At 48.7% G+C, this 16,802-nt stretch carries 22 protein-coding genes; 9 read left to right on the top strand and 13 right to left on the bottom strand.

Translation table 11 applies throughout. The annotated features are described in order from the left end of the window. Positions 1–199: 199 nt before the first annotated feature. Entirely contained in the window at positions 200–736 is a 537-nt protein-coding gene (locus ACSQ8O_RS07830) for a GNAT family N-acetyltransferase (protein WP_436241110.1), read from the bottom strand. A 164-nt stretch (positions 737–900) separates the two neighbouring features. On the opposite strand from ACSQ8O_RS07830, the gene ACSQ8O_RS07835 reads away from it, so the two are divergent. The 4 genes from ACSQ8O_RS07835 (at position 901) to ACSQ8O_RS07850 (ending at position 3,595) form a co-directional block, all read left to right on the top strand. After that, complete coding sequence (locus tag ACSQ8O_RS07835) at positions 901–2,448, top strand: FAD-dependent oxidoreductase (RefSeq protein ID WP_436241111.1); 1,548 nt, start codon at positions 901–903, stop codon at positions 2,446–2,448. Between the two features lie 123 nt (positions 2,449–2,571). After that, complete coding sequence (locus tag ACSQ8O_RS07840) at positions 2,572–2,892, top strand: hypothetical protein (RefSeq protein ID WP_236288306.1); 321 nt, start codon at positions 2,572–2,574, stop codon at positions 2,890–2,892. A 179-nt stretch (positions 2,893–3,071) separates the two neighbouring features. Continuing rightward, a complete protein-coding gene (locus ACSQ8O_RS07845; RefSeq protein ID WP_056609042.1) occupies positions 3,072–3,314 on the top strand; it encodes a spore germination protein in 243 nt (80 codons plus the stop codon). A gap of 20 nt (positions 3,315–3,334) precedes the next feature. Next, positions 3,335–3,595, top strand: a complete 261-nt coding sequence (locus ACSQ8O_RS07850) for a hypothetical protein (protein ID WP_436241112.1) — start codon at positions 3,335–3,337, stop codon at positions 3,593–3,595. 22 nt (positions 3,596–3,617) lie between these two features. Here the strand turns inward: ACSQ8O_RS07850 and ACSQ8O_RS07855 are convergent, their stop codons facing one another. The 8 genes from ACSQ8O_RS07855 to ACSQ8O_RS07890 form a co-directional block, all read right to left on the bottom strand. Next, positions 3,618–3,956, bottom strand: a complete 339-nt coding sequence (locus tag ACSQ8O_RS07855) for a hypothetical protein (RefSeq protein ID WP_063795458.1) — start codon at positions 3,954–3,956, stop codon at positions 3,618–3,620. A 29-nt stretch (positions 3,957–3,985) separates the two neighbouring features. Further along, positions 3,986–4,474: a hypothetical protein gene (locus ACSQ8O_RS07860; RefSeq protein WP_056609046.1), complete on the bottom strand. Its 489-nt coding sequence runs from the start codon at positions 4,472–4,474 to the stop codon at positions 3,986–3,988. Between the two features lie 8 nt (positions 4,475–4,482). Further along, on the bottom strand, positions 4,483–4,770 hold the full coding sequence (locus tag ACSQ8O_RS07865) for a hypothetical protein (RefSeq protein ID WP_436241113.1): 288 nt from the start codon (positions 4,768–4,770) through the stop codon (positions 4,483–4,485). Between the two features lie 77 nt (positions 4,771–4,847). Next, the gene (locus tag ACSQ8O_RS07870) at positions 4,848–5,291 is read right to left on the bottom strand and encodes an Hsp20/alpha crystallin family protein (protein ID WP_056609049.1); all 444 of its coding nucleotides are present in this window, start codon (positions 5,289–5,291) and stop codon (positions 4,848–4,850) included. Between the two features lie 110 nt (positions 5,292–5,401). Next, on the bottom strand, positions 5,402–5,692 hold the full coding sequence (locus tag ACSQ8O_RS07875; protein WP_436241114.1) for a small, acid-soluble spore protein, alpha/beta type: 291 nt from the start codon (positions 5,690–5,692) through the stop codon (positions 5,402–5,404). A 20-nt stretch (positions 5,693–5,712) separates the two neighbouring features. After that, complete coding sequence (locus tag ACSQ8O_RS07880) at positions 5,713–6,165, bottom strand: GtrA family protein (protein WP_436241115.1); 453 nt, start codon at positions 6,163–6,165, stop codon at positions 5,713–5,715. Positions 6,166–6,169: 4 nt separating this feature from the next. Then, positions 6,170–7,180: a glycosyltransferase family 2 protein gene (locus ACSQ8O_RS07885; protein ID WP_436241116.1), complete on the bottom strand. Its 1,011-nt coding sequence runs from the start codon at positions 7,178–7,180 to the stop codon at positions 6,170–6,172. 131 nt (positions 7,181–7,311) lie between these two features. Further along, positions 7,312–7,422 (bottom strand): MYXO-CTERM sorting domain-containing protein, encoded by a 111-nt coding sequence (locus ACSQ8O_RS07890; protein WP_200962405.1) that lies wholly within the window; start codon positions 7,420–7,422, stop codon positions 7,312–7,314. 253 nt (positions 7,423–7,675) lie between these two features. Between ACSQ8O_RS07890 and ACSQ8O_RS07895 the strand changes: the two genes are divergently transcribed. Next, positions 7,676–8,461: an AraC family transcriptional regulator gene (locus tag ACSQ8O_RS07895; RefSeq protein ID WP_436241117.1), complete on the top strand. Its 786-nt coding sequence runs from the start codon at positions 7,676–7,678 to the stop codon at positions 8,459–8,461. Positions 8,462–8,859: 398 nt separating this feature from the next. On the opposite strand, the gene ACSQ8O_RS07900 is transcribed toward ACSQ8O_RS07895, so the two are convergent. After that, a complete protein-coding gene (locus ACSQ8O_RS07900; protein WP_436241118.1) occupies positions 8,860–9,465 on the bottom strand; it encodes a metalloregulator ArsR/SmtB family transcription factor in 606 nt (201 codons plus the stop codon). A gap of 150 nt (positions 9,466–9,615) precedes the next feature. Here ACSQ8O_RS07900 and ACSQ8O_RS07905 point away from each other — a divergent pair, with 150 nt between their 5' ends. Both ACSQ8O_RS07905 and ACSQ8O_RS07910 read left to right on the top strand, forming a co-directional pair. Continuing rightward, entirely contained in the window at positions 9,616–10,254 is a 639-nt protein-coding gene (locus ACSQ8O_RS07905; protein WP_436241119.1) for a futalosine hydrolase, read from the top strand. Positions 10,255–10,256: 2 nt separating this feature from the next. Continuing rightward, positions 10,257–11,096, top strand: a complete 840-nt coding sequence (locus ACSQ8O_RS07910) for a 1,4-dihydroxy-6-naphthoate synthase (RefSeq protein ID WP_236288290.1) — start codon at positions 10,257–10,259, stop codon at positions 11,094–11,096. Positions 11,097–11,531: 435 nt separating this feature from the next. On the opposite strand, the gene ACSQ8O_RS07915 is transcribed toward ACSQ8O_RS07910, so the two are convergent. From ACSQ8O_RS07915 to ACSQ8O_RS07925, 3 genes are all read right to left on the bottom strand, one after another. Further along, positions 11,532–12,488 (bottom strand): D-2-hydroxyacid dehydrogenase, encoded by a 957-nt coding sequence (locus ACSQ8O_RS07915; RefSeq protein ID WP_436241120.1) that lies wholly within the window; start codon positions 12,486–12,488, stop codon positions 11,532–11,534. Positions 12,489–12,529: 41 nt separating this feature from the next. After that, positions 12,530–13,540 carry an RluA family pseudouridine synthase gene (locus tag ACSQ8O_RS07920; protein ID WP_436241121.1) on the bottom strand — a complete coding sequence of 337 codons (1,011 nt, stop codon included), beginning with the start codon at positions 13,538–13,540 and terminating at the stop codon, positions 12,530–12,532. A gap of 102 nt (positions 13,541–13,642) precedes the next feature. Further along, positions 13,643–14,674 carry a LacI family DNA-binding transcriptional regulator gene (locus ACSQ8O_RS07925; protein ID WP_436241122.1) on the bottom strand — a complete coding sequence of 344 codons (1,032 nt, stop codon included), beginning with the start codon at positions 14,672–14,674 and terminating at the stop codon, positions 13,643–13,645. 157 nt (positions 14,675–14,831) lie between these two features. Here ACSQ8O_RS07925 and ACSQ8O_RS07930 point away from each other — a divergent pair, with 157 nt between their 5' ends. Then, the gene (locus ACSQ8O_RS07930) at positions 14,832–16,175 is read left to right on the top strand and encodes an FAD-dependent oxidoreductase (RefSeq protein ID WP_436241123.1); all 1,344 of its coding nucleotides are present in this window, start codon (positions 14,832–14,834) and stop codon (positions 16,173–16,175) included. A 326-nt stretch (positions 16,176–16,501) separates the two neighbouring features. Then, entirely contained in the window at positions 16,502–16,726 is a 225-nt protein-coding gene (locus ACSQ8O_RS07935) for a hypothetical protein (RefSeq protein WP_436241124.1), read from the top strand. Positions 16,727–16,802: the final 76 nt, after the last annotated feature.

Raw genomic sequence — 16,802 nt, forward strand, 5'->3', positions numbered from 1 at the left:
TGATCATACCTAGCAAAATTAGCAGTAGGAAATCCAGTTAAACTCCAGCAATGCTAGATATCCCCGAAATTAGTTGTAGAAAATCCAGTTAATCGATCCAAGTAACCCCAGCATGATCCCACGAGTTCCAACTGAGGTCGACTTCTATTTTCAGCGATGTTAGTGACTGCCAAATGCTAAATATAGTAGCTGAATCCCATCAATCGGCACTCGGGGATTCAGCGAGCTCCAACCGCCAATCGTTACATTGCATGAAATGCCCTGGTGGATACTCGAATTCACATTCGCTCATCAGCCTAAAGTTAAGCTTGCGACACACCGCATTCGATGCTGGATTGTGAATCGAGGGGAAAGCATGCATCCACGGAAATTTAGCCTCGGAACTCGCATGGGAAATAGCTGCCTGTAAGGCGCTACTGGCTAGTCCTCGTCCTTGAAATCCGGGAAGCACACTCCAACCGACTTCGTAAACATGTTCCCCTTGCCAATGGCTGTCCCAGTAGCCAATACTACCCACGGCTTCACGATCAGGCAGCAGTACAATGCTAAACATGTGGCCCTTGCCTTTGCCGCTGATTTCCAGATAGCGTTTGTGGCGAATTGCCAGCTGCTCCTCTGTTTCCGGACCTCCAAGGTGCTCCATCATCTCAGGAGCATTAATCAGCCGCAGAAGTTCCAGATCCGATTCGGACCAAGGCACGATGGTAACCTGTGAAGCGCTCACTTTCTCTGACATTTTCTCACTCCTAATATAATTAGTATTCTCGCAATGAGCTCTAGCTGTTTCTATTATCTTATCGGAACGTATGTTCCGTGACAAGTCATCATCTATTTTCGATACATACAATTCCCCCGCTAAGGACAAAATAGGTAGAAATTGGTACATAAGGAGACGTAACATTGACGCATCATGGAGAGGCTTCCGCCGCTGCTTTACCGCAATTCCCCAAGTCATTCTGGCTCGATTCTGTCGACAAGCTCCCCCAGTTTCCCGCCCTGACTGCTGATTTGAAGACCGATGTAGTCGTCATTGGCGCAGGTATTACTGGAATCACAACGGCGTATTTACTCGCAAAGCGAGGCGTTAAGGTTGTTGTTCTGAATGCCGGTCCAATCCTAGAAGGAACGACGGGACATACGACCGCCAAAATTACAACGCAACATGGACTTATATATCATGAGTTTCTTTCCCATTTTGGAGAGGAGAAGACTCGTCTATATTATGAGGCGAATCAAGAAGCGCTGATACTGATTAAACAAACGATTACTGAGCTAGACATCGACTGTCAGCTTACTGATGAAGACGCTTATCTCTATACGAGTGATGATGATTATTTAAACCAACTACAGGACGAATACATGGCCTATGGGCAACTGCAAATCGGTGGTGATTATCTGGAATCAACGCCTCTGCCTTTCGCGACGAAAGCAGCCATTCGACTAAAGGGGCAAGCTAGGTTCAATCCTGTGCCTTACCTGATCAGACTCCTTCAGGAGATTACGAAGCTGGGTGGTCAGATTTATGAGGGAACAACCGTCGTAGGTGCGACCCATGAGCAGCCATCCATTGTCAAAACAAAGCAAGGGCATCAAGTTACTTGCAATTATGTGGTCACAGCCTCCCATTATCCGTTTAACGACATCAAGGGAGCGTATTTCACTCGCCTGCATGCGGAGAAATCGTATGTGATTGCAGCGCGCACGGAGAAAGCTTACCCTGGGGGGATGTACATCAACGTGGAGCAACCAAGTCGCTCACTTCGTGCTGTCACCATCCATGGGGAACCTGCGGTTCTTATCGGCGGTGAGGGTCATAAGACAGGGCAAGGTCTATGTACGCATCAGTATTATGAAAATCTTCAGAAGTTCGGCGAGGACAAGTTCGGTCTCCAGGAGATTTTGTATCGGTGGTCGGCTCAAGATGTGTTCACATTGGATAAAATGCCTTATATTGGACAGCAATTTTCCGATGCTCCTCACCTCCTCATGGCGACTGGCTTTCGCAAATGGGGAATGACGACCAGCATGGTAGCGGCGCTGCTAAATACGAAGATTGTTCTAGGGGAGAAGAGTCCCTACGAAGAAGTATTTACACCGCATCGTTTCCATGCCGATCCGAGTATTAAAACATTTGTCATGCAGAATGCCAACGTCGCCAAAGAGTTTGTTGCTGGTAAGTTTGATTTGCTGCACAAGCAACCTGAAGAACTGTCACCTGATGAAGGGGCTGTCGTCAGCGTGAAGGGGAAGAGAGCTGGTGCGTACAGAGAACCGAATGGAGAACTGCACGTGGTCGATACGACTTGTACCCATTTGGGGTGTGAAGTCGATTGGAATGAAGCGGAGCGAACATGGGATTGCCCATGTCACGGCTCTAGATATTCCTTTCAAGGTGATGTGATTGAAGGACCTGCCAAAAAGGCGCTTACCAAACTGACCGTAGAGTAACTAGCCCCCTCAGGACATGAGCGTATTTTTGTAAAAAATGGACAGCTATCCATGCGATGTTACCCCATAAGCCATACACTGTAGAGCAATGTATCTCTGCTCACGTGAAGGAGGTGGACGTTCGTGGCATCCAGAATTCGTAAAGATGAAGTGCGTAAATTGATCGGGAAAGAAATTGTGGCTGTTAAGAAAGATGGTACACAGGTAACTGGCAAATTGGTGCGGATCAGCGGTAACACGTTGATGGTTTCTCCACAAAGTGGAAAAAAAGTGCAAGTAAAAGCGATTATTCCATTGGTTTTATTTGACCTATTAGCAATCGGTACAGCACCTTACGCGTATGGTGGGTTTGGCGGTGGCTTTGGTTATGGTGGCGGCTTTGGTGGTGGCTTTGGCCCTGGCTTTGGCTTTGGCGGTTTCGGTGGTCCTGGACTCTGGTTCTGATCATCGCGCTCGAAGAAGACTCTTTCCTTCTGGGAAGAGTCTTTTCTCATTGGTAGAAGCATCTACGCAAGGCCGCACCATTTCCCTGCTCACTGAATAGGCTAAGATACAGGTTTACGGCAAGATCCCGTGCATGAGGGAGTGGCCCTAGAACCAATCGCGGACAGGGAGTGAGCAGCATGCCGAGTTCCATCGTGTTTAACATGATCAATATTAATAATCAGAATACGAATGCAACGATCGGGATTGGTGAGAATGCACAATCCAGCTGGGATTCCCATAGTAAAAACAATTACGGCACCGGTGAATTCATCGGTAATTCGATCGCCTGCAACTTCGTCAATACCATCTTTGATAATGACTTTATTGATGCACCTATTAATGATCAAGACTTTAAACCAGCCATAACGAATCAAGTTTAAATGAAGGGTGGTTGTAAGCGATGCTGAATCTACCCGGACCGTTAGACCCGCCATTGATTCAATTTGATTCGATTCATGTTAATTCGATTGCTGATGCTTCTGGCATATTCATTGGTACGAACGCACAAGTGAATTGGTCAACGAGCAGTAAAAGCAATGGTGGTCTTGGTGAAGTGAGTGGTGAACATAACATGGTGTGGAACAATATAAACACCGTGTACGATAACGATATTATTGATGCACCATATACCAAGGGTGATTTGATTATTGGCCGTGTTTGAAAATAAAGCTCCGCGGGCAGCCTTACTCGGCCGTTTGCGGAGCTTTCGTCGTTTCATCTGTTGGAGGTGGAGAGGCAGCTGCTGTGGTGTAGCCCGACGCTTGCGCTTGCACCGTTATCATCTCTTGCAGCCACTCTGGCGTATCGTTATCGCCGACATTGAGCATGTCGAGGAAGTCGGAATCGTTCAGCATCGAACGGGTACCGACCAATTGGTTATGGTCGCCTTCGACGGCGCCAAAGCCTTGAACCGTTTTTTGATTACTTTGAAAATCAGTGGGCCAATTATTTCCCATGTTGATGCAGGATGCACTTTCCACAGATCCAATCCGGATCGAACCGATGATAAAGGTTGGAGACATGAATGATGACACAGTCAATCACCTCATCTTTATACTTTTGACGATTGGGGAGGGGTGTAGCGGTATCCGGTTGAGGTTCGCTCAGGACCGGAACCCTCTTGCATAGGCGATGAATGCGAGTGACCGTCTGACGCACGCTCCTGTCGAGGTTCTTTGGTGACCTGAGAACGCTGGAATGCCTTATCCACGGCCTCATCCTGCGCTTTCCCATTCGGTTTAGCACCGAAATTGTTGCCCAAGTTCAACGAACCGCTAAGCTCCTTAATGTCGAGATGATCGAGTCGAAACGTTAAGTTTTCGAGAACTGGCTGATGGACGTGCAGATTATCGATATGAATGCGCGGATGCTTGGCAGAGAGGTCGGCTAACTGTTCCTCTAATTTTCGCAGTCGCTGTTCCAATAAGTGAACGGTTTGCGTTTGTGGGCTTGGAATAGTCTCGTTTCTCATCAAAGGTTTGGGAGTGGCGTTAGAGGGTCCAGTTGGAGGCGGCGACGTTTTCTTTTTTTGAAACCACATAGGTTAGGTCAGCTCTTTCGTGTATTCGGTTTAACATCAAATGTATCATTATCCAGGACTGTGTGCTTCCCGCCCAACACCACATTGTGATCGCCTGTCAATTCACCGATCCCTTGATTCGTCTTGGCTGAATGCCGCCTTCCACTGATCCGATTGCTGCCCTTGTTAACGCTAGAATTTTCCGTTATGTCATCAATATGAATGGATTGAAATTGGATCCGAACCATGGTCATTCCCTCCAAATCCTCTAATTCAGCGTCTCCTTTCCATGTATATGGGGACAAACGCAGAATCATTTCTTTTTTTGCAAAACAAAAAGATCACCGTGGCTCCTTCATGAAAGGAAGTCGGCAATCTTTGTTCAACCGTTGTCTCAAGTAAACTGTATGGGAATAACCTTCTCGCCATCGGGTGGAGCAAGCGGAATACGGATGATAAGCAGCCCATTATGATACTGTGCTCTCATCTGATCGGTCAAAGCCCTGCCAGGTAAGCGGATCGCTCGCTCAAATGTGCCAAAATAGCGCTCAGACAGCCGCATTTGCTCATCACTTACCTGATAAGGACGAACGAGCATCCCTCTGATTAAGAGGGACTGGTCGCGGAAGGATAGCTGGATGTTCTCTTGGGATGACAACCCTGGAACCTCAGCGACCACAACGAGTTCCTGCGGCGTTTCATACATATCAACTCGGGGTCCGGTTAGCGGAATAATACTGGCAATGTCCTGCCAGAACTCGGGGCCTAGCACATCGCCGGCTTGCGCCGACAGTCCCTTCCAATCGGGTTTTGACGAACGATTGCCTGGAGGATTCATCTGCCATCATCACCTGACTTCACCATTAAAAGTAGAGCTGCAAAGCAGCTTGCTACTAGTTTATGTGGGGATGCGTCGGATTATGGCTGGCATCTAAATGCGGGACATGCTTATTGCCCAGGAGGACGTTGATTCGCCATCTGCTGCTGTGCCATGCGAACGAGTTCTCGCACCATCGCGCCGCCGATTGGACCACCTACTCTGCCGGCATCTTCTGAGCTGAGGTTCCCATTATAGCCTTGTTGCAAGGGAACACCAAGTGTACGGGCAACCTCGTATTTGACAAGATCAGGTCGTTCAGGATTTACGGCATATCCTTGATTTTGCATAACGTGGGCTTTGAGCAGCCCTAAGCCATGTTCGGATCCGGGCACCATAGCCCGGTTTCTTCTTCGTGACATCGTCAATCACCTCTTAGGTGTTAGGATGCCCTGCCTTTTTTCGAATCATGAGTACGGAAGGTGAAATATTTATGCCCGATATAATTGCCAATCGTGTACAAGCCATTCCCTATAAGTATCGCACCGTTATGGAGCCAGTTCGTGCTGGCATTAGGGAGATAGGAACTGATCGCTTCGGCAAGCAGCCAGCTGATCCCATACGAAAATCCGTAGCATATGAGTATGACAAGTGCAAATTTCCACCAACTGCTGCCAATGCTGGCTTTGGAGCGAAAGGTAAACGTACGGTTAAGCAGATAACTCACTACCGCACCGATCGTATTGCCGCCAAAGGTCGATAACCAATAATTCAGATCTAATAGGTTAAAAAGAGCAAAGCTGGCGGATAAACCCACCAACGTATTCAACACACCAACGAGTAAGAAACGTGCAAAGCTGCCTGTTAGTAAGGATTTGAGTGAAGTGGAGGTCATCCAATTACCGCCTTGCAGATGCAGGTTGGCTCGCCTGCGAAGTGACGGTTGCCTGCTCCTGAGCTTGCTCGGTTAATTCCTTTTCGATAACGAAAAGCGGGCGCTGCTTCACTTCTTTATAAATTTTACCTATGTATTCGCCGATCAAACCAATCGCAAGAAGCTGCACACCGCCGATGAACCAGACAGAGAGAATAAGTGAAGTCCACCCCGTAACGTTCTCGCCAAGTAATTTGCCTACAATCGCATAAATAGCAGCAACTACACTAAGTGCGAAGAGCAGAAAGCCCATCACCGTAACCAAACGAATGGGAGTTACACTGAAGGATGTGATGCCATCGAAGGCAAAAGCGAGCATTTTGCGCAGCGGATATTTGGATTCACCAGCAAATCGTTCCTTCCGGTCATAATAGACCTGTGTAGAGGGAAATCCTAGCAGAGGGACTAAGCCGCGGAGGAATAAATTAACCTCTTGAAACTTCTCCAAATTATCGAGAGTACGCTTGCTCATTAAGCGGAAATCCGCATGATTGTATTGAATTTTAACACCAAGTGAGGTCATGAGTTTATAAAAGCCTTGCGCAGTAGCTCGCTTGAAAAAGGTATCAGATGAACGATCCTGACGGATCCCGTAGACAATATCGTAGCCTTCATGGAATTTCACTAGAAATTCACGAATGACAGAAGTATCATCCTGCAGGTCCGCATCGATGGAAACGACACAGTCGGAATACGCTTTCGCTTTCAGGAGTCCGGCGAGTAAAGCGCTTTGATGACCGGCATTTTTGGCCAGCTTAAGCCCAGTAATGAATGGATTGGAAAGGTGGAATCGCTCGATTAGCGACCATGTTGCATCTTTACTGCCATCATCTACAAATAATACCGTACTACCCAGGGCAATCAATTGCTCTGTAATGAGAGAATCTAATACTTCACTGAGTTGAAAGACAGTTTCGGGGAGGACTTCTTCTTCGTTATAACAAGGGACCACAATGGTCAAAATCGGTTTAGACACAGTACCTCGACTCCGTCCTAAGTAGGGAATAGATGAAATTCATGCTTAAGTTTTTATTATAGCTAAAAGGACTAGAAAAAGTAAGCGGCTGGAACGGAATCACCGTCCCAGCCGCTGTCTTACAATTTATATTACCAGCCAAACCCGAACGTACTAAGAACGATAACCAAGAGGACGTATAGAACGAGGACTACTGCAGTGCTTGAATAACCTACGCCGCCAGTTCCGCAACCACAACTCATGTCAATCCCTCCCTTCACAAAATTACTATATGTCATCTGACTAGAAGGTGTATGGATGAATGACCCGCATGCGGAATAAATAATTGGGCAACGTGTCCATTTTGTGGGACTGGTAGGGGATGAGTACTCAAAGTTGGAAGAAGAGATACAAGGACAGTTGAGCAGGAATAGGGAAGGGAATAACGAATGAAGGTGAGGCAACGAACAGTAAAGGGATGAGGGGACATATAGGAGAAAGGAGGTAAGGAGACAGATGCGTTATGAGGAACGTCAGCCAGATGAGACATTGCAGCGATATATTAAATGTTATTGGTATTTGGAGCGGGATTACAGCGCGGCGGAAGAGTGGGAAACCCTGTGGCCAGATGGCTGCCAAGAGTTGATTTTTCATTATGGAGCCGATTATTCAATCGGTGGGCAAGTTCTGCCAAGGGCATTTTTTATCGGAACACTTTCACGCTATTATCCACTTACCGCAGAAGGTCCTATTCGTTTATTCGGCGTGCGATTGCTGCCATGGGGGTTGCGTGCCTTCAAAGAGATGGACCATCGTGCATTGATTGATAAGTTTCTTCCGCTCGCTGATTTATTTCCCGAGCATGAACTTGCCGAGCTCGTTCCGCAGCTAGCAGAGGCAGATTTGGAAGAAGGGATCGCTTTGCTGACGGATTATCTCTATCGTCATTTTCAACCAGAAACCAAGCATGCCGCGATGATTAATATATTATCCAAACTATATCGCACACCGATGGAGCAGGATGTTCCTATCAGCGTCGTCGAGAGTGGATACTCTCAGCGGCATTTTGAACGGATTTGTTCAGAGCTCGCAGGGATGTCACCTAAGCGATTAAATTCTGTGTCTCGTTTTAACTTGGCTCGACTCCAGATTTTCTTCAACCCAACGATGGATATCACGAGCTGTATGGGCCAGTTCGGCTATCATGATTATGCGCACTTTTCCAAGGAATTTAAGAGATGTCTTGGAATTACACCGACGGCATATAAGAAGTGGTTGTTGGGGCTTGGGGTGGTGCGTTGATGGTTAACTAGTTGATCAACAGATACCGACACAGCGGACACTAGCGAAACAGCTTCGGAACAACTGTACAAATGGCCGCAACCGCCAGAATTGAGCAAACCGAAACCCCGCCCCCCTCGATCTATCTGACTTTGCAGAAACACTTGCCTACAGGTAGCTCTTTAGGAAAACAGCTGGATTTTCTCCATTTAATTGAGGAGCATTTGGGCAAATTTGTGAAATAACTGTATTTTCTCCAGTTAATATTGGCCATTTCCTTCTTCAGGAGAGAAATAGGCAAAATTAACTGGAGTTTTTCCATTTAAATACCAAATACGTGGAATAGTGTCAAAAATAGCTGGAGTTTTTACAGTTAAAGTTGCAGGGGGGTGAGTGGAGGGGGAACAGTATGTTACGAATTAAGATAAAGTTTCCCACTTCGCCCACATTTCCCTAGGGTTCAACTCGTAAACCTCATTTTCCCGAAACATAAACTGGTGCATAATCAACTCGCGGCGCAAGGTTGCGAAATCAGGATGATAGTTTTTGAGGTAGAGGTTAAGCTCTTTTTCGGCGTAGGATCGGCCTTTTTCTAGTTCAGCAACTAGATGCTCCAGGACAATCAGCTTTTTCTTGAGCTGGGCTGGAATATGTTTGAGCTTACCATCAAACGTGAAAAAGTTCCGTAAAACAGACTTCTGAAGATTAGAATTTTTGTCTTCCGTTTCCATGGATGCGGGAGCCTCCTTTTTGTTTTTGAAAATCAAGTCAGCTGTCGTCTGACCGTAGCTGCGAATGGAAGCGTCATTCAAGGTGAAATAAATGGTGTTTTTGTCTCGACGCTCATGAATTAAGTTGGCTTCGCGAAGTTTTGAGGCATGGTGGGTAACGGTCGCGGGAGTTACGCTCAGCTTCTCAGCGAGAGTTTGCCCATTGGATTCCCCGTTCGCTAACAAAATAAGCATACGAATACGCGTAGCATCCGACATGGCTTTGTGATAGGTGATGATTTTATCTAATTGCATAGACGCGAACAACTCCTAACAATCTAATTAGACATTAATCTAATTAGATGATAATTAAATTAGTTTGGCATGTCAAGCGTGAAAGTTTCCTTCTGGACAGGTGTCATGTAAAATACGAGTATAGAAGTCAAAGCTTAAAGGGGAAGAACGATGCGAATACTCGTCATGACAGCAGTCGCTCCTGAACGAGATGCCATACAACGTGGGCTAGGTCAGGATAGCAGATTTGAATATGCTTTAGCAGGTGTAGGGCTTGCTGCTGCTGCAGTGAATGGAGCCCTTGAGCTTGCCAAAGCCGATTATGACCTATTGCTTATCGCCGGTATTGCAGGCGGTTTCGTGGGTCAAGCGGAAATTGGCTCGCTTGTTATTGCGAGCGAAATCATCGCCGCCGATCTTGGCGTTGAGCTGCTGGACGGCTTCAGCAGCTTGGATGAGCTGGGCTTCGGCACTACGCGCATCAGCGCGAATGCCGAACTGGCCCAGCGTGTGACGGCGGCGCTGCAAGCCGCAGGCCTACAAGCGCAAGTGGCGCCGGTGTTGACGGTGGCAACAGCCACCGGAACAGCGGCAACCGCCGCTGCGTTGGCTGCGCGCGTGCCTGGCGCTGCCGCCGAAGCCATGGAAGGCTTCGGCATAGCGACGGCTGCGCAGCAGCGCGGGGTGCCCATGCTGGAGATCCGCGCGATCTCCAACGCGGTCGGACCGCGAGACCGAGATGCCTGGCGGATCGGTGATGCCTTGAAAGCTTTAGAAGCAGCAGGTTCAGTCTTAGCGGAGGTGCTTTAATTATGAAAATAGCGTTCTCACCTTGTCCAAACGATACTTTTGTTTTCCACGCTTGGGCGCATGGCTTAATCCCAGGCGCACCAGAGCTCGATGTCCTCTACGCGGACATCGATATTACGAACCGTCTGGCCGCCGAAGGCACCGGCCCAGACGTGCTTAAAATCTCTTACGCAGCACTCCCGTGGGTGCTGCAGGATTACGCCCTGCTGCCCTGCGGCGGCGCCTTGGGCAGAGGCTGCGGCCCGCTTGTGCTGACGCAGCCAAGCGAAGGAGCGGCTGACCCGGCTGCCCTTAGCGGCCGCCGAGTTGCCGTGCCAAGCGAGCGCTCGACGGCTTACTTACTGTTCCGCCTATGGGCGGAACAGAACGTGCCTGGCGGCGTTGGCGAAATCGTGGTCATGCCGTTTCACGAGATCATGCCCGCCGTGCGGGACGGCCTTATCGATGCCGGCCTCGTCATTCATGAAGCGCGGTTCACTTACCCGTCGTACGGGTTAGCGCTTCTAACAGATTTGGGCAGCTGGTGGGAGTCCGACACCGGGCTGCCAATCCCTCTGGGCGCCATCATCGCTCGGCGCACCATGGATTTGCAGGCGCTCGCGGGTTGGGCTCGCGCCTCCGTTGAGTACGCGTGGGCGCATCCGGAAGCTTCGCGCGACTACGTCATGCAGCACGCGCAGGAGATGGATCCGCAGGTCGCGCAGCAGCATATCGACCTGTACGTCAACGAATTCACCGCTGATCTCGGCGATAGCGGCTATGGCGCTGTCTTAACCTTGCTCCAGCGTGCAGCGGAGACAGGTCTTGTGCCGCAGATGGATTATGCGGCTTTACTGAAATAGCACTGGAGTGTAATCCCCAATAATTACAAAAAAGGCTGTCTTCCCGTAGACCAAATCTACTTGGAAAGACAGCCTTTTTGTGATCTTTTATTTATCATCTGTGAGCGTCCCCGCTTTAGTGATGAAAAACATCACTATGGAGCCAGAAAATCTTAAAATCATTGAGTTCGCCGTCTTTAGTGATGAAAAACATCACTACGGAGCCGGAAAATCTTAAAATCATTGAGCTTCCCCGCTTTAGTGATGAAAAACATCACTATGGAGCCGGAAAATCTTAAAATCATTGAGTTCGCCGTCTTTAGTGATGAAAAACATCACTACGGAGCTGGAAAATCTTAAAATCATTGAGTTCTCTGTCTTTAGTGATGAAAAACATCATTATTTCGGGTTGGGTGAGAGGTTTGATTATCAAGCTAGCCCAACCCTACCCCAACCCTACCCGATCACATTTACCGGCCGACCCGCTACAAAACTCCGCGCATTACTGCTCGCAACAGCCATCAACCTAGCTCTAGCTTCCTTCGTTGCCCATGCGATATGCGGTGTAATAATTACATTCTGAGCATGCAGCAAGGGGTTATCTGGCTTTGGCGGTTCGACCGTCAGAACGTCAAGCCCTGCACCAGCGAGGCGACCATCATTCAAAGCTTGCGCGACATCCGTCTCGTTAAGCAATCCACCTCTGGCGGTATTAATCAGAATTGCTGTCGGTTTCATCCTAGCAATCCGTTCTGCATTGATCAGTCCATTCGTTGCAGGTGTCAGCGGACAATGCAGACTAATCACATCGGCACGCTGCAGCAACTCCTCAAGTGAGACCCATTCAATGCCTTCCACGGGTTGCGGCACAGTGCGGCCACTACCTGTCGCAATGACCTTCATGCCCATCGCCCCAGCAATGAGCGCCGTTTGTTTGCCAATTTGGCCAAGACCGATCAGTCCCATCGTTTGGCCACTTAACTCTATGAGAGGGGAGACACTGTAGAAGAAATCAGCCGATCCAGCCCAATCCCCCTGAAGCACGCTGTCGCTATGGCGCTGCACCCGGTGGCAGAACTCCAATACGAGTGCAAAAACCAACTGAGCAACCGAATGCGTGCTGTACGCTGGCACATTTGTAACAATAATCCCCTGAACCTTGGCTGCTTGGACATCCACAATATTGTAACCAGTCGCCAAAACACCGACATATCTCAGTTTCGGCAGCTGCTTCAGTGTTTGTGCGGTGAGTGGCGTTTTGTTCGTCAGCACCATGTCTGCCTGAGCGGCGCGTTCTACAATCTCGGACTCAGATGTACGTTCATAGACCGTCAACTCGCCTAGCGTTTGTAAACCACTCCAGTCCAGATCGCCTGGATTTAACGTATAACCATCAAGTACAACAATGTTCATCAAGCTACTCCTTTAATTGGTTTACTAATCGTTCGAACAATTTACTTCTTCACACCAGGCTCTTTAAAAGGGTTCAAAAACACCTTCGGTATATGCGTCTCGAAACGCATTAACTTACCTGTCGTCGGGTGCAAAAAGGCGAGCACACGCGCATGCAGACCAAGTCGATTGATCTCCTTCGATTTGGACCCATACTTTTTATCCCCAGCAACGGGGTGCCCGATATCCTGCATATGAACGCGAATCTGGTTTTTGCGGCCGGTCTCCAAGTTCACCTCAAGCAGGGAGAAGCTCTTGTTCGCTTGCAGCGTTTTGTAATGCGTGACCGCATGCTGTCCGTCGTTCGGGTACGGTGTGGAGAACATCTTGAGCGATTTCGCGTGTTCCTTGAGCCAGGAAGAAATCGTTCCTTCAGGCTTGCGCACCATACCTTCCACTAACGCCACATACGTCCGCTCTTTGACGCTCTCTTGCCACGTGTTCTGTAGGTGCTGCTGCGCCTGTTCGTTTTTGGCAAACATCATCACACCCGATGTATCCCGATCTAGGCGATGAACGACAAAAATCCGCGCCTTCGGATCATGATTCCGCACATGCGCCGTAAGTTGGCGGTAGGCTGTAATTTGATTTTCCTGTGTATCCGTTGCGATGGATAGAAGGCCAGCATCCTTTTGAATGACAATAACATCGTGATCTTCATGTAAAATCGTCATGCCGGCTAGCGGGATATCTTCCACAACTTTATCTTTGTTGATCGTGACCGTCATTTCCGGCTGCAAGGGGTGATTATATGCCGTTACTGCTTTGCCATTCACTGCGACTTGTCCACGAGCGAGGATAGCTTTGACCGCATTTCGACCTAGGCTCGATAGCTTTTCCAACAAAAAGGGTAGAAGCTCAGTAGGTTCCTTCACTGTATACTGGCGAGTACTCGACTCCTGACCACCTTTGGCTGCTCCTGCTTGCAATGACTGGATTTGTGCTTTATTCGTTCCGAATTTAGGTTTATGGCTGACACTTCCTTTTGGACGTGAACCTTGTTTCTTTTGCATGTTAAAATACCTCCTATTACGATGGCTTACCTTCCGGTCAGATCATTCGACCTCCAATATACCACGTTCATAAAAGCAAATGAAATGATCGTCTCGTTAAAATTAACCCTGCAACTTCTGTATCGTACTCCCTGTGAAAAAATCCCCCTGCAGCCGCACATGCTCAAAAGGTAAATGCGGATTCGCAATCCGCCATAGCATGCGATCCGCTGCGCGGTAGCCGGCCTCTCGAATCGGCAGCTGAGGGCGAGAGCAGAGCGGCAGCGTATCGCTTTGCTCATTCAAAAGCGCAACCAGCGAGCATTGCTGAGGCACTTTAACCCCTAATCGACGAAGGGTGTGATACACAGGTGCAGCTTCTTCATCAATGCCGCAAATGACTGCTGTTGGCTGGCGTAGCTGATATTTCTGCTGGAAATCCACCAACCACCCCTCTGAACCATCTCGCTCTATCGCGTGCTCACCAGGATCAACCGCCACCCCAGCCTCTTTCATCGCCTCGGCAAAAGCCTGCCACCGGATAACGAATCCGCGTTGATCCTTCGTATCGCCTACATAAAGGATATTCCTGTGGCCCATACGCACGAGCCTTCGCACCGCCTGATAAACAGCCTCGTACACATCCCAAATGACACTATCGACCTTGGACTCCGGTGGCGGAAAATTCAACAGAATCCGCGGGAGCTGCAGCTCTAATAGTTTTTGCTCCAAGAGATCCCAATTCATCCTTGGTGCGATAAACACCCCCTCCGCATATAACAAACCTTCTTCCTCGGCCCAGTCGTCAAATTGTGAGGGCTTTAAATTAGGCGGAATGAGAAGTGGCTGAACCGTGTGGCCAAACTCCATAAAGCGTTCATGTAAGCCTTGCAGCAACAAGCGGTTAAAGTTCAAGGATTGCTTGTTCTGGACGAGTACGAACCTGCGTTGTACAACGGGATACGGTGAGATGAGATCTTGCTGAAGTGTTTGTTTCTGATCTTTGGTCATGTAGCCAAGCTCGCGCGCGAGCTTGAAAATTTCACTTCGTGTCTGCTCTGACATACCAGGCAGTCCGCGCAGCGCTTTGGATACCGTTTGTATCGTTAAGCCGAGCTGAGCGGCTAAATCGTGGAGTGTAATTCTTTTTCGCATAGGTCTGAGATGCCCCTTTTCTGACTGCCTTCTGTACCTATAATTTTAAACTAAATTTAAACTAAAAAGAAGGTTAATTTTAAACTACACTAAGAGAGAAGCAAGCAACTGAGAGGCAAGTGACTTACCAACAATTAAGCTAAGGGAGCGAAGTCAGATGATCAAACAGATAGAAGCAGATGTGGTTGTAGTAGGGGGAGGACCAGCGGGTGTCAATGCGGCGATTGCAGCAGGGAGAAGTGGGGCCAAAACCGTTTTGATAGAGAAATACGGCTTTATTGGAGGGATGTCGACGGCTGCGTTGGTCTATCCTTGGATGACGTTTCATACAACGGATGGCAAACAAGTTATTGCAGGGCTCGCGCAAGAAATTATCGACCGCCTTATGGCGATGAACGCATCCCCGGGACATCTTCGGGATACGGTTGGTTTCGTGAATACAATCACACCTTATCACCCAGAAATATATAAAGTTCTTGCCGTCGATATGCTCAAAGAAGCGGGTGTTAAGCTGCTTTTCCATAGCTTTGTCGATCATGTGGAGACCGTGGACAATCGCATACAATCGGTGCAGTTGACGTCCAAATCCGGCCGAATTGATGTAAGTGGCAAAGTGTTTATCGATACAACAGGTGACGCTGATCTTGCGTATCTGTCTGGGGCGCCGTGCCTCAAAGGGCGTGATGGGGATAAAGCAACACAGCCAATGACGATGAAATTCAGAATGCGCGGTGTGAATCTGCCTGCCGTGAAACAATACATGATTGACCATCCAGATGAGTTTTATAAAAAGACGCCTTTCTCCGAGCTCGCTGATCTCCCTCTTTCTGGTGTACTCGGCTATTTCAAGCACTGGAAGGAAGCGAATCTTCCGATTAATCGCGATCAAGTGCTGTTCTTCACAGGTCCTGAAGATGACGAAGTACTGGTCAATACTACGCGTGTGCAGGGGCTGGATGGCACCAATGTAGAGGACTTGACAGAGGCCGAGGAGCTTGGGCGCAAACAGGTGTTGATGGTTGCTGAATTTATGCGCAATAACTTGCCTGGCTTCGAAAAAGCCTCCATTTCCAACGTTGGCGCGCAAATTGGTATCCGTGAAACGCGTCGGATCGATGGTCAATATGCGCTGCAAGTGGAGGATGTCGTGCAGGGGCGTCATTTTGACGATGTTATCGCACGCAGTGGCTACCCGATCGACATCCACGATCCGTCTGGCAAAGGCGTAACCGCAGCTTGGGTCAAAGGGGATGGCGCCTACGACATCCCGTACCGCTGCCTGCTGCCGCAAAAAATAGAAAACCTGCTCACCGCAGGTCGCTGCATCTCGACCACGCATGAAGCGCTGGCTACAACGCGACTCACGCCAAGCTGTATGGCCACGGGCCAAGCCGCAGGCTCCGCAGCTGGACTCGCTGTGAAGCACGGCGTGCTGCCAGCGGAGATTGACGTCGCCGAGCTGCAAGCTGTCCTTGAGCAGGACGGGGCTTTGTTGAAGTAAAAGCAAGCGTTGCGGGAGTGCCTCCCACCCAATTCAAATTAACGTGAAAACATACAGGTAAATTCCTGCATATTTGGCTCCATAACCACTTTAAATGGAAAACCTCCAGCTATTTTTCGGGTTCCTAGCGCATTTGCGTAAAATCCCCGAAATTAACGGGAGGTTTTCCATTTATTTCCCTTTTTCCGCTCGAAATCCCGAAATTAGCTGTAGATTTTCCAGTTAATCCTGTGTCAGGATGGGATGGAGGTTGGGCACCCGAATACGCCTCCGCAAATCAGGGAACACTAGCACGTACATATCTTACGTGTGAGAGGTGGTTTCCTATGCTTTTATACCAATTAACGCAATGGTTCGAAGAACGCAGTACTCTACAACAAGCGCTGCAACGTGAACCGGTGGAATCGGCCGGCGAAATCAGTCAGAGAATCCAAGAAGTCGAGCAGCAGCTTTACACCCACGCCGAACGCTGGAAAAACGCCATCGAAGAAGCCTCCTACCTGCAGTTTCCCTATGAAGTCCCCCATTTGGACGATGACATGGTTCTTTAATGTTTTTCGTTTTACTGTCCCGTATGGGAGGGCTTACCTTTGTATTTCCGCGGTTTTCGTGTAGAATTAGAAGGCA

Origin of the sequence: Paenibacillus sp. LjRoot56 (assembly GCF_964253335.1) — a bacterium.
In the GTDB taxonomy this organism is placed as follows: Bacteria; Bacillota; Bacilli; order Paenibacillales; family NBRC-103111; genus Paenibacillus_E; species Paenibacillus_E allorhizoplanae.

Bases quoted from the DNA above. Each gene is read 5' to 3' on its own strand.
- ACSQ8O_RS07845 (WP_056609042.1), top strand. From the start codon at position 3,072: ATGCCGAGTTCCATCGTGTTTAACATGATCAATATTAATAATCAGAAT.
- ACSQ8O_RS07905 (WP_436241119.1), top strand. From the start codon at position 9,616: ATGCGAATACTCGTCATGACAGCAGTCGCTCCTGAACGAGATGCCATA.
- ACSQ8O_RS07855 (WP_063795458.1), bottom strand. From the start codon at position 3,956: ATGTCTCCAACCTTTATCATCGGTTCGATCCGGATTGGATCTGTGGAA.
- ACSQ8O_RS07900 (WP_436241118.1), bottom strand. From the start codon at position 9,465: ATGCAATTAGATAAAATCATCACCTATCACAAAGCCATGTCGGATGCT.
- ACSQ8O_RS07925 (WP_436241122.1), bottom strand. From the start codon at position 14,674: ATGCGAAAAAGAATTACACTCCACGATTTAGCCGCTCAGCTCGGCTTA.
- ACSQ8O_RS07880 (WP_436241115.1), bottom strand. From the start codon at position 6,165: ATGACCTCCACTTCACTCAAATCCTTACTAACAGGCAGCTTTGCACGT.
- ACSQ8O_RS07890 (WP_200962405.1), bottom strand. From the start codon at position 7,422: ATGAGTTGTGGTTGCGGAACTGGCGGCGTAGGTTATTCAAGCACTGCA.
- ACSQ8O_RS07850 (WP_436241112.1), top strand. From the start codon at position 3,335: ATGCTGAATCTACCCGGACCGTTAGACCCGCCATTGATTCAATTTGAT.
- ACSQ8O_RS07920 (WP_436241121.1), bottom strand. From the start codon at position 13,540: ATGCAAAAGAAACAAGGTTCACGTCCAAAAGGAAGTGTCAGCCATAAA.
- ACSQ8O_RS07830 (WP_436241110.1), bottom strand. From the start codon at position 736: ATGTCAGAGAAAGTGAGCGCTTCACAGGTTACCATCGTGCCTTGGTCC.
- ACSQ8O_RS07860 (WP_056609046.1), bottom strand. From the start codon at position 4,474: ATGTGGTTTCAAAAAAAGAAAACGTCGCCGCCTCCAACTGGACCCTCT.
- ACSQ8O_RS07915 (WP_436241120.1), bottom strand. From the start codon at position 12,488: ATGAACATTGTTGTACTTGATGGTTATACGTTAAATCCAGGCGATCTG.
- ACSQ8O_RS07935 (WP_436241124.1), top strand. From the start codon at position 16,502: ATGCTTTTATACCAATTAACGCAATGGTTCGAAGAACGCAGTACTCTA.
- ACSQ8O_RS07895 (WP_436241117.1), top strand. From the start codon at position 7,676: ATGCGTTATGAGGAACGTCAGCCAGATGAGACATTGCAGCGATATATT.
- ACSQ8O_RS07910 (WP_236288290.1), top strand. From the start codon at position 10,257: ATGAAAATAGCGTTCTCACCTTGTCCAAACGATACTTTTGTTTTCCAC.
- ACSQ8O_RS07875 (WP_436241114.1), bottom strand. From the start codon at position 5,692: ATGTCACGAAGAAGAAACCGGGCTATGGTGCCCGGATCCGAACATGGC.
- ACSQ8O_RS07930 (WP_436241123.1), top strand. From the start codon at position 14,832: ATGATCAAACAGATAGAAGCAGATGTGGTTGTAGTAGGGGGAGGACCA.
- ACSQ8O_RS07870 (WP_056609049.1), bottom strand. From the start codon at position 5,291: ATGAATCCTCCAGGCAATCGTTCGTCAAAACCCGATTGGAAGGGACTG.
- ACSQ8O_RS07865 (WP_436241113.1), bottom strand. From the start codon at position 4,770: ATGATTCTGCGTTTGTCCCCATATACATGGAAAGGAGACGCTGAATTA.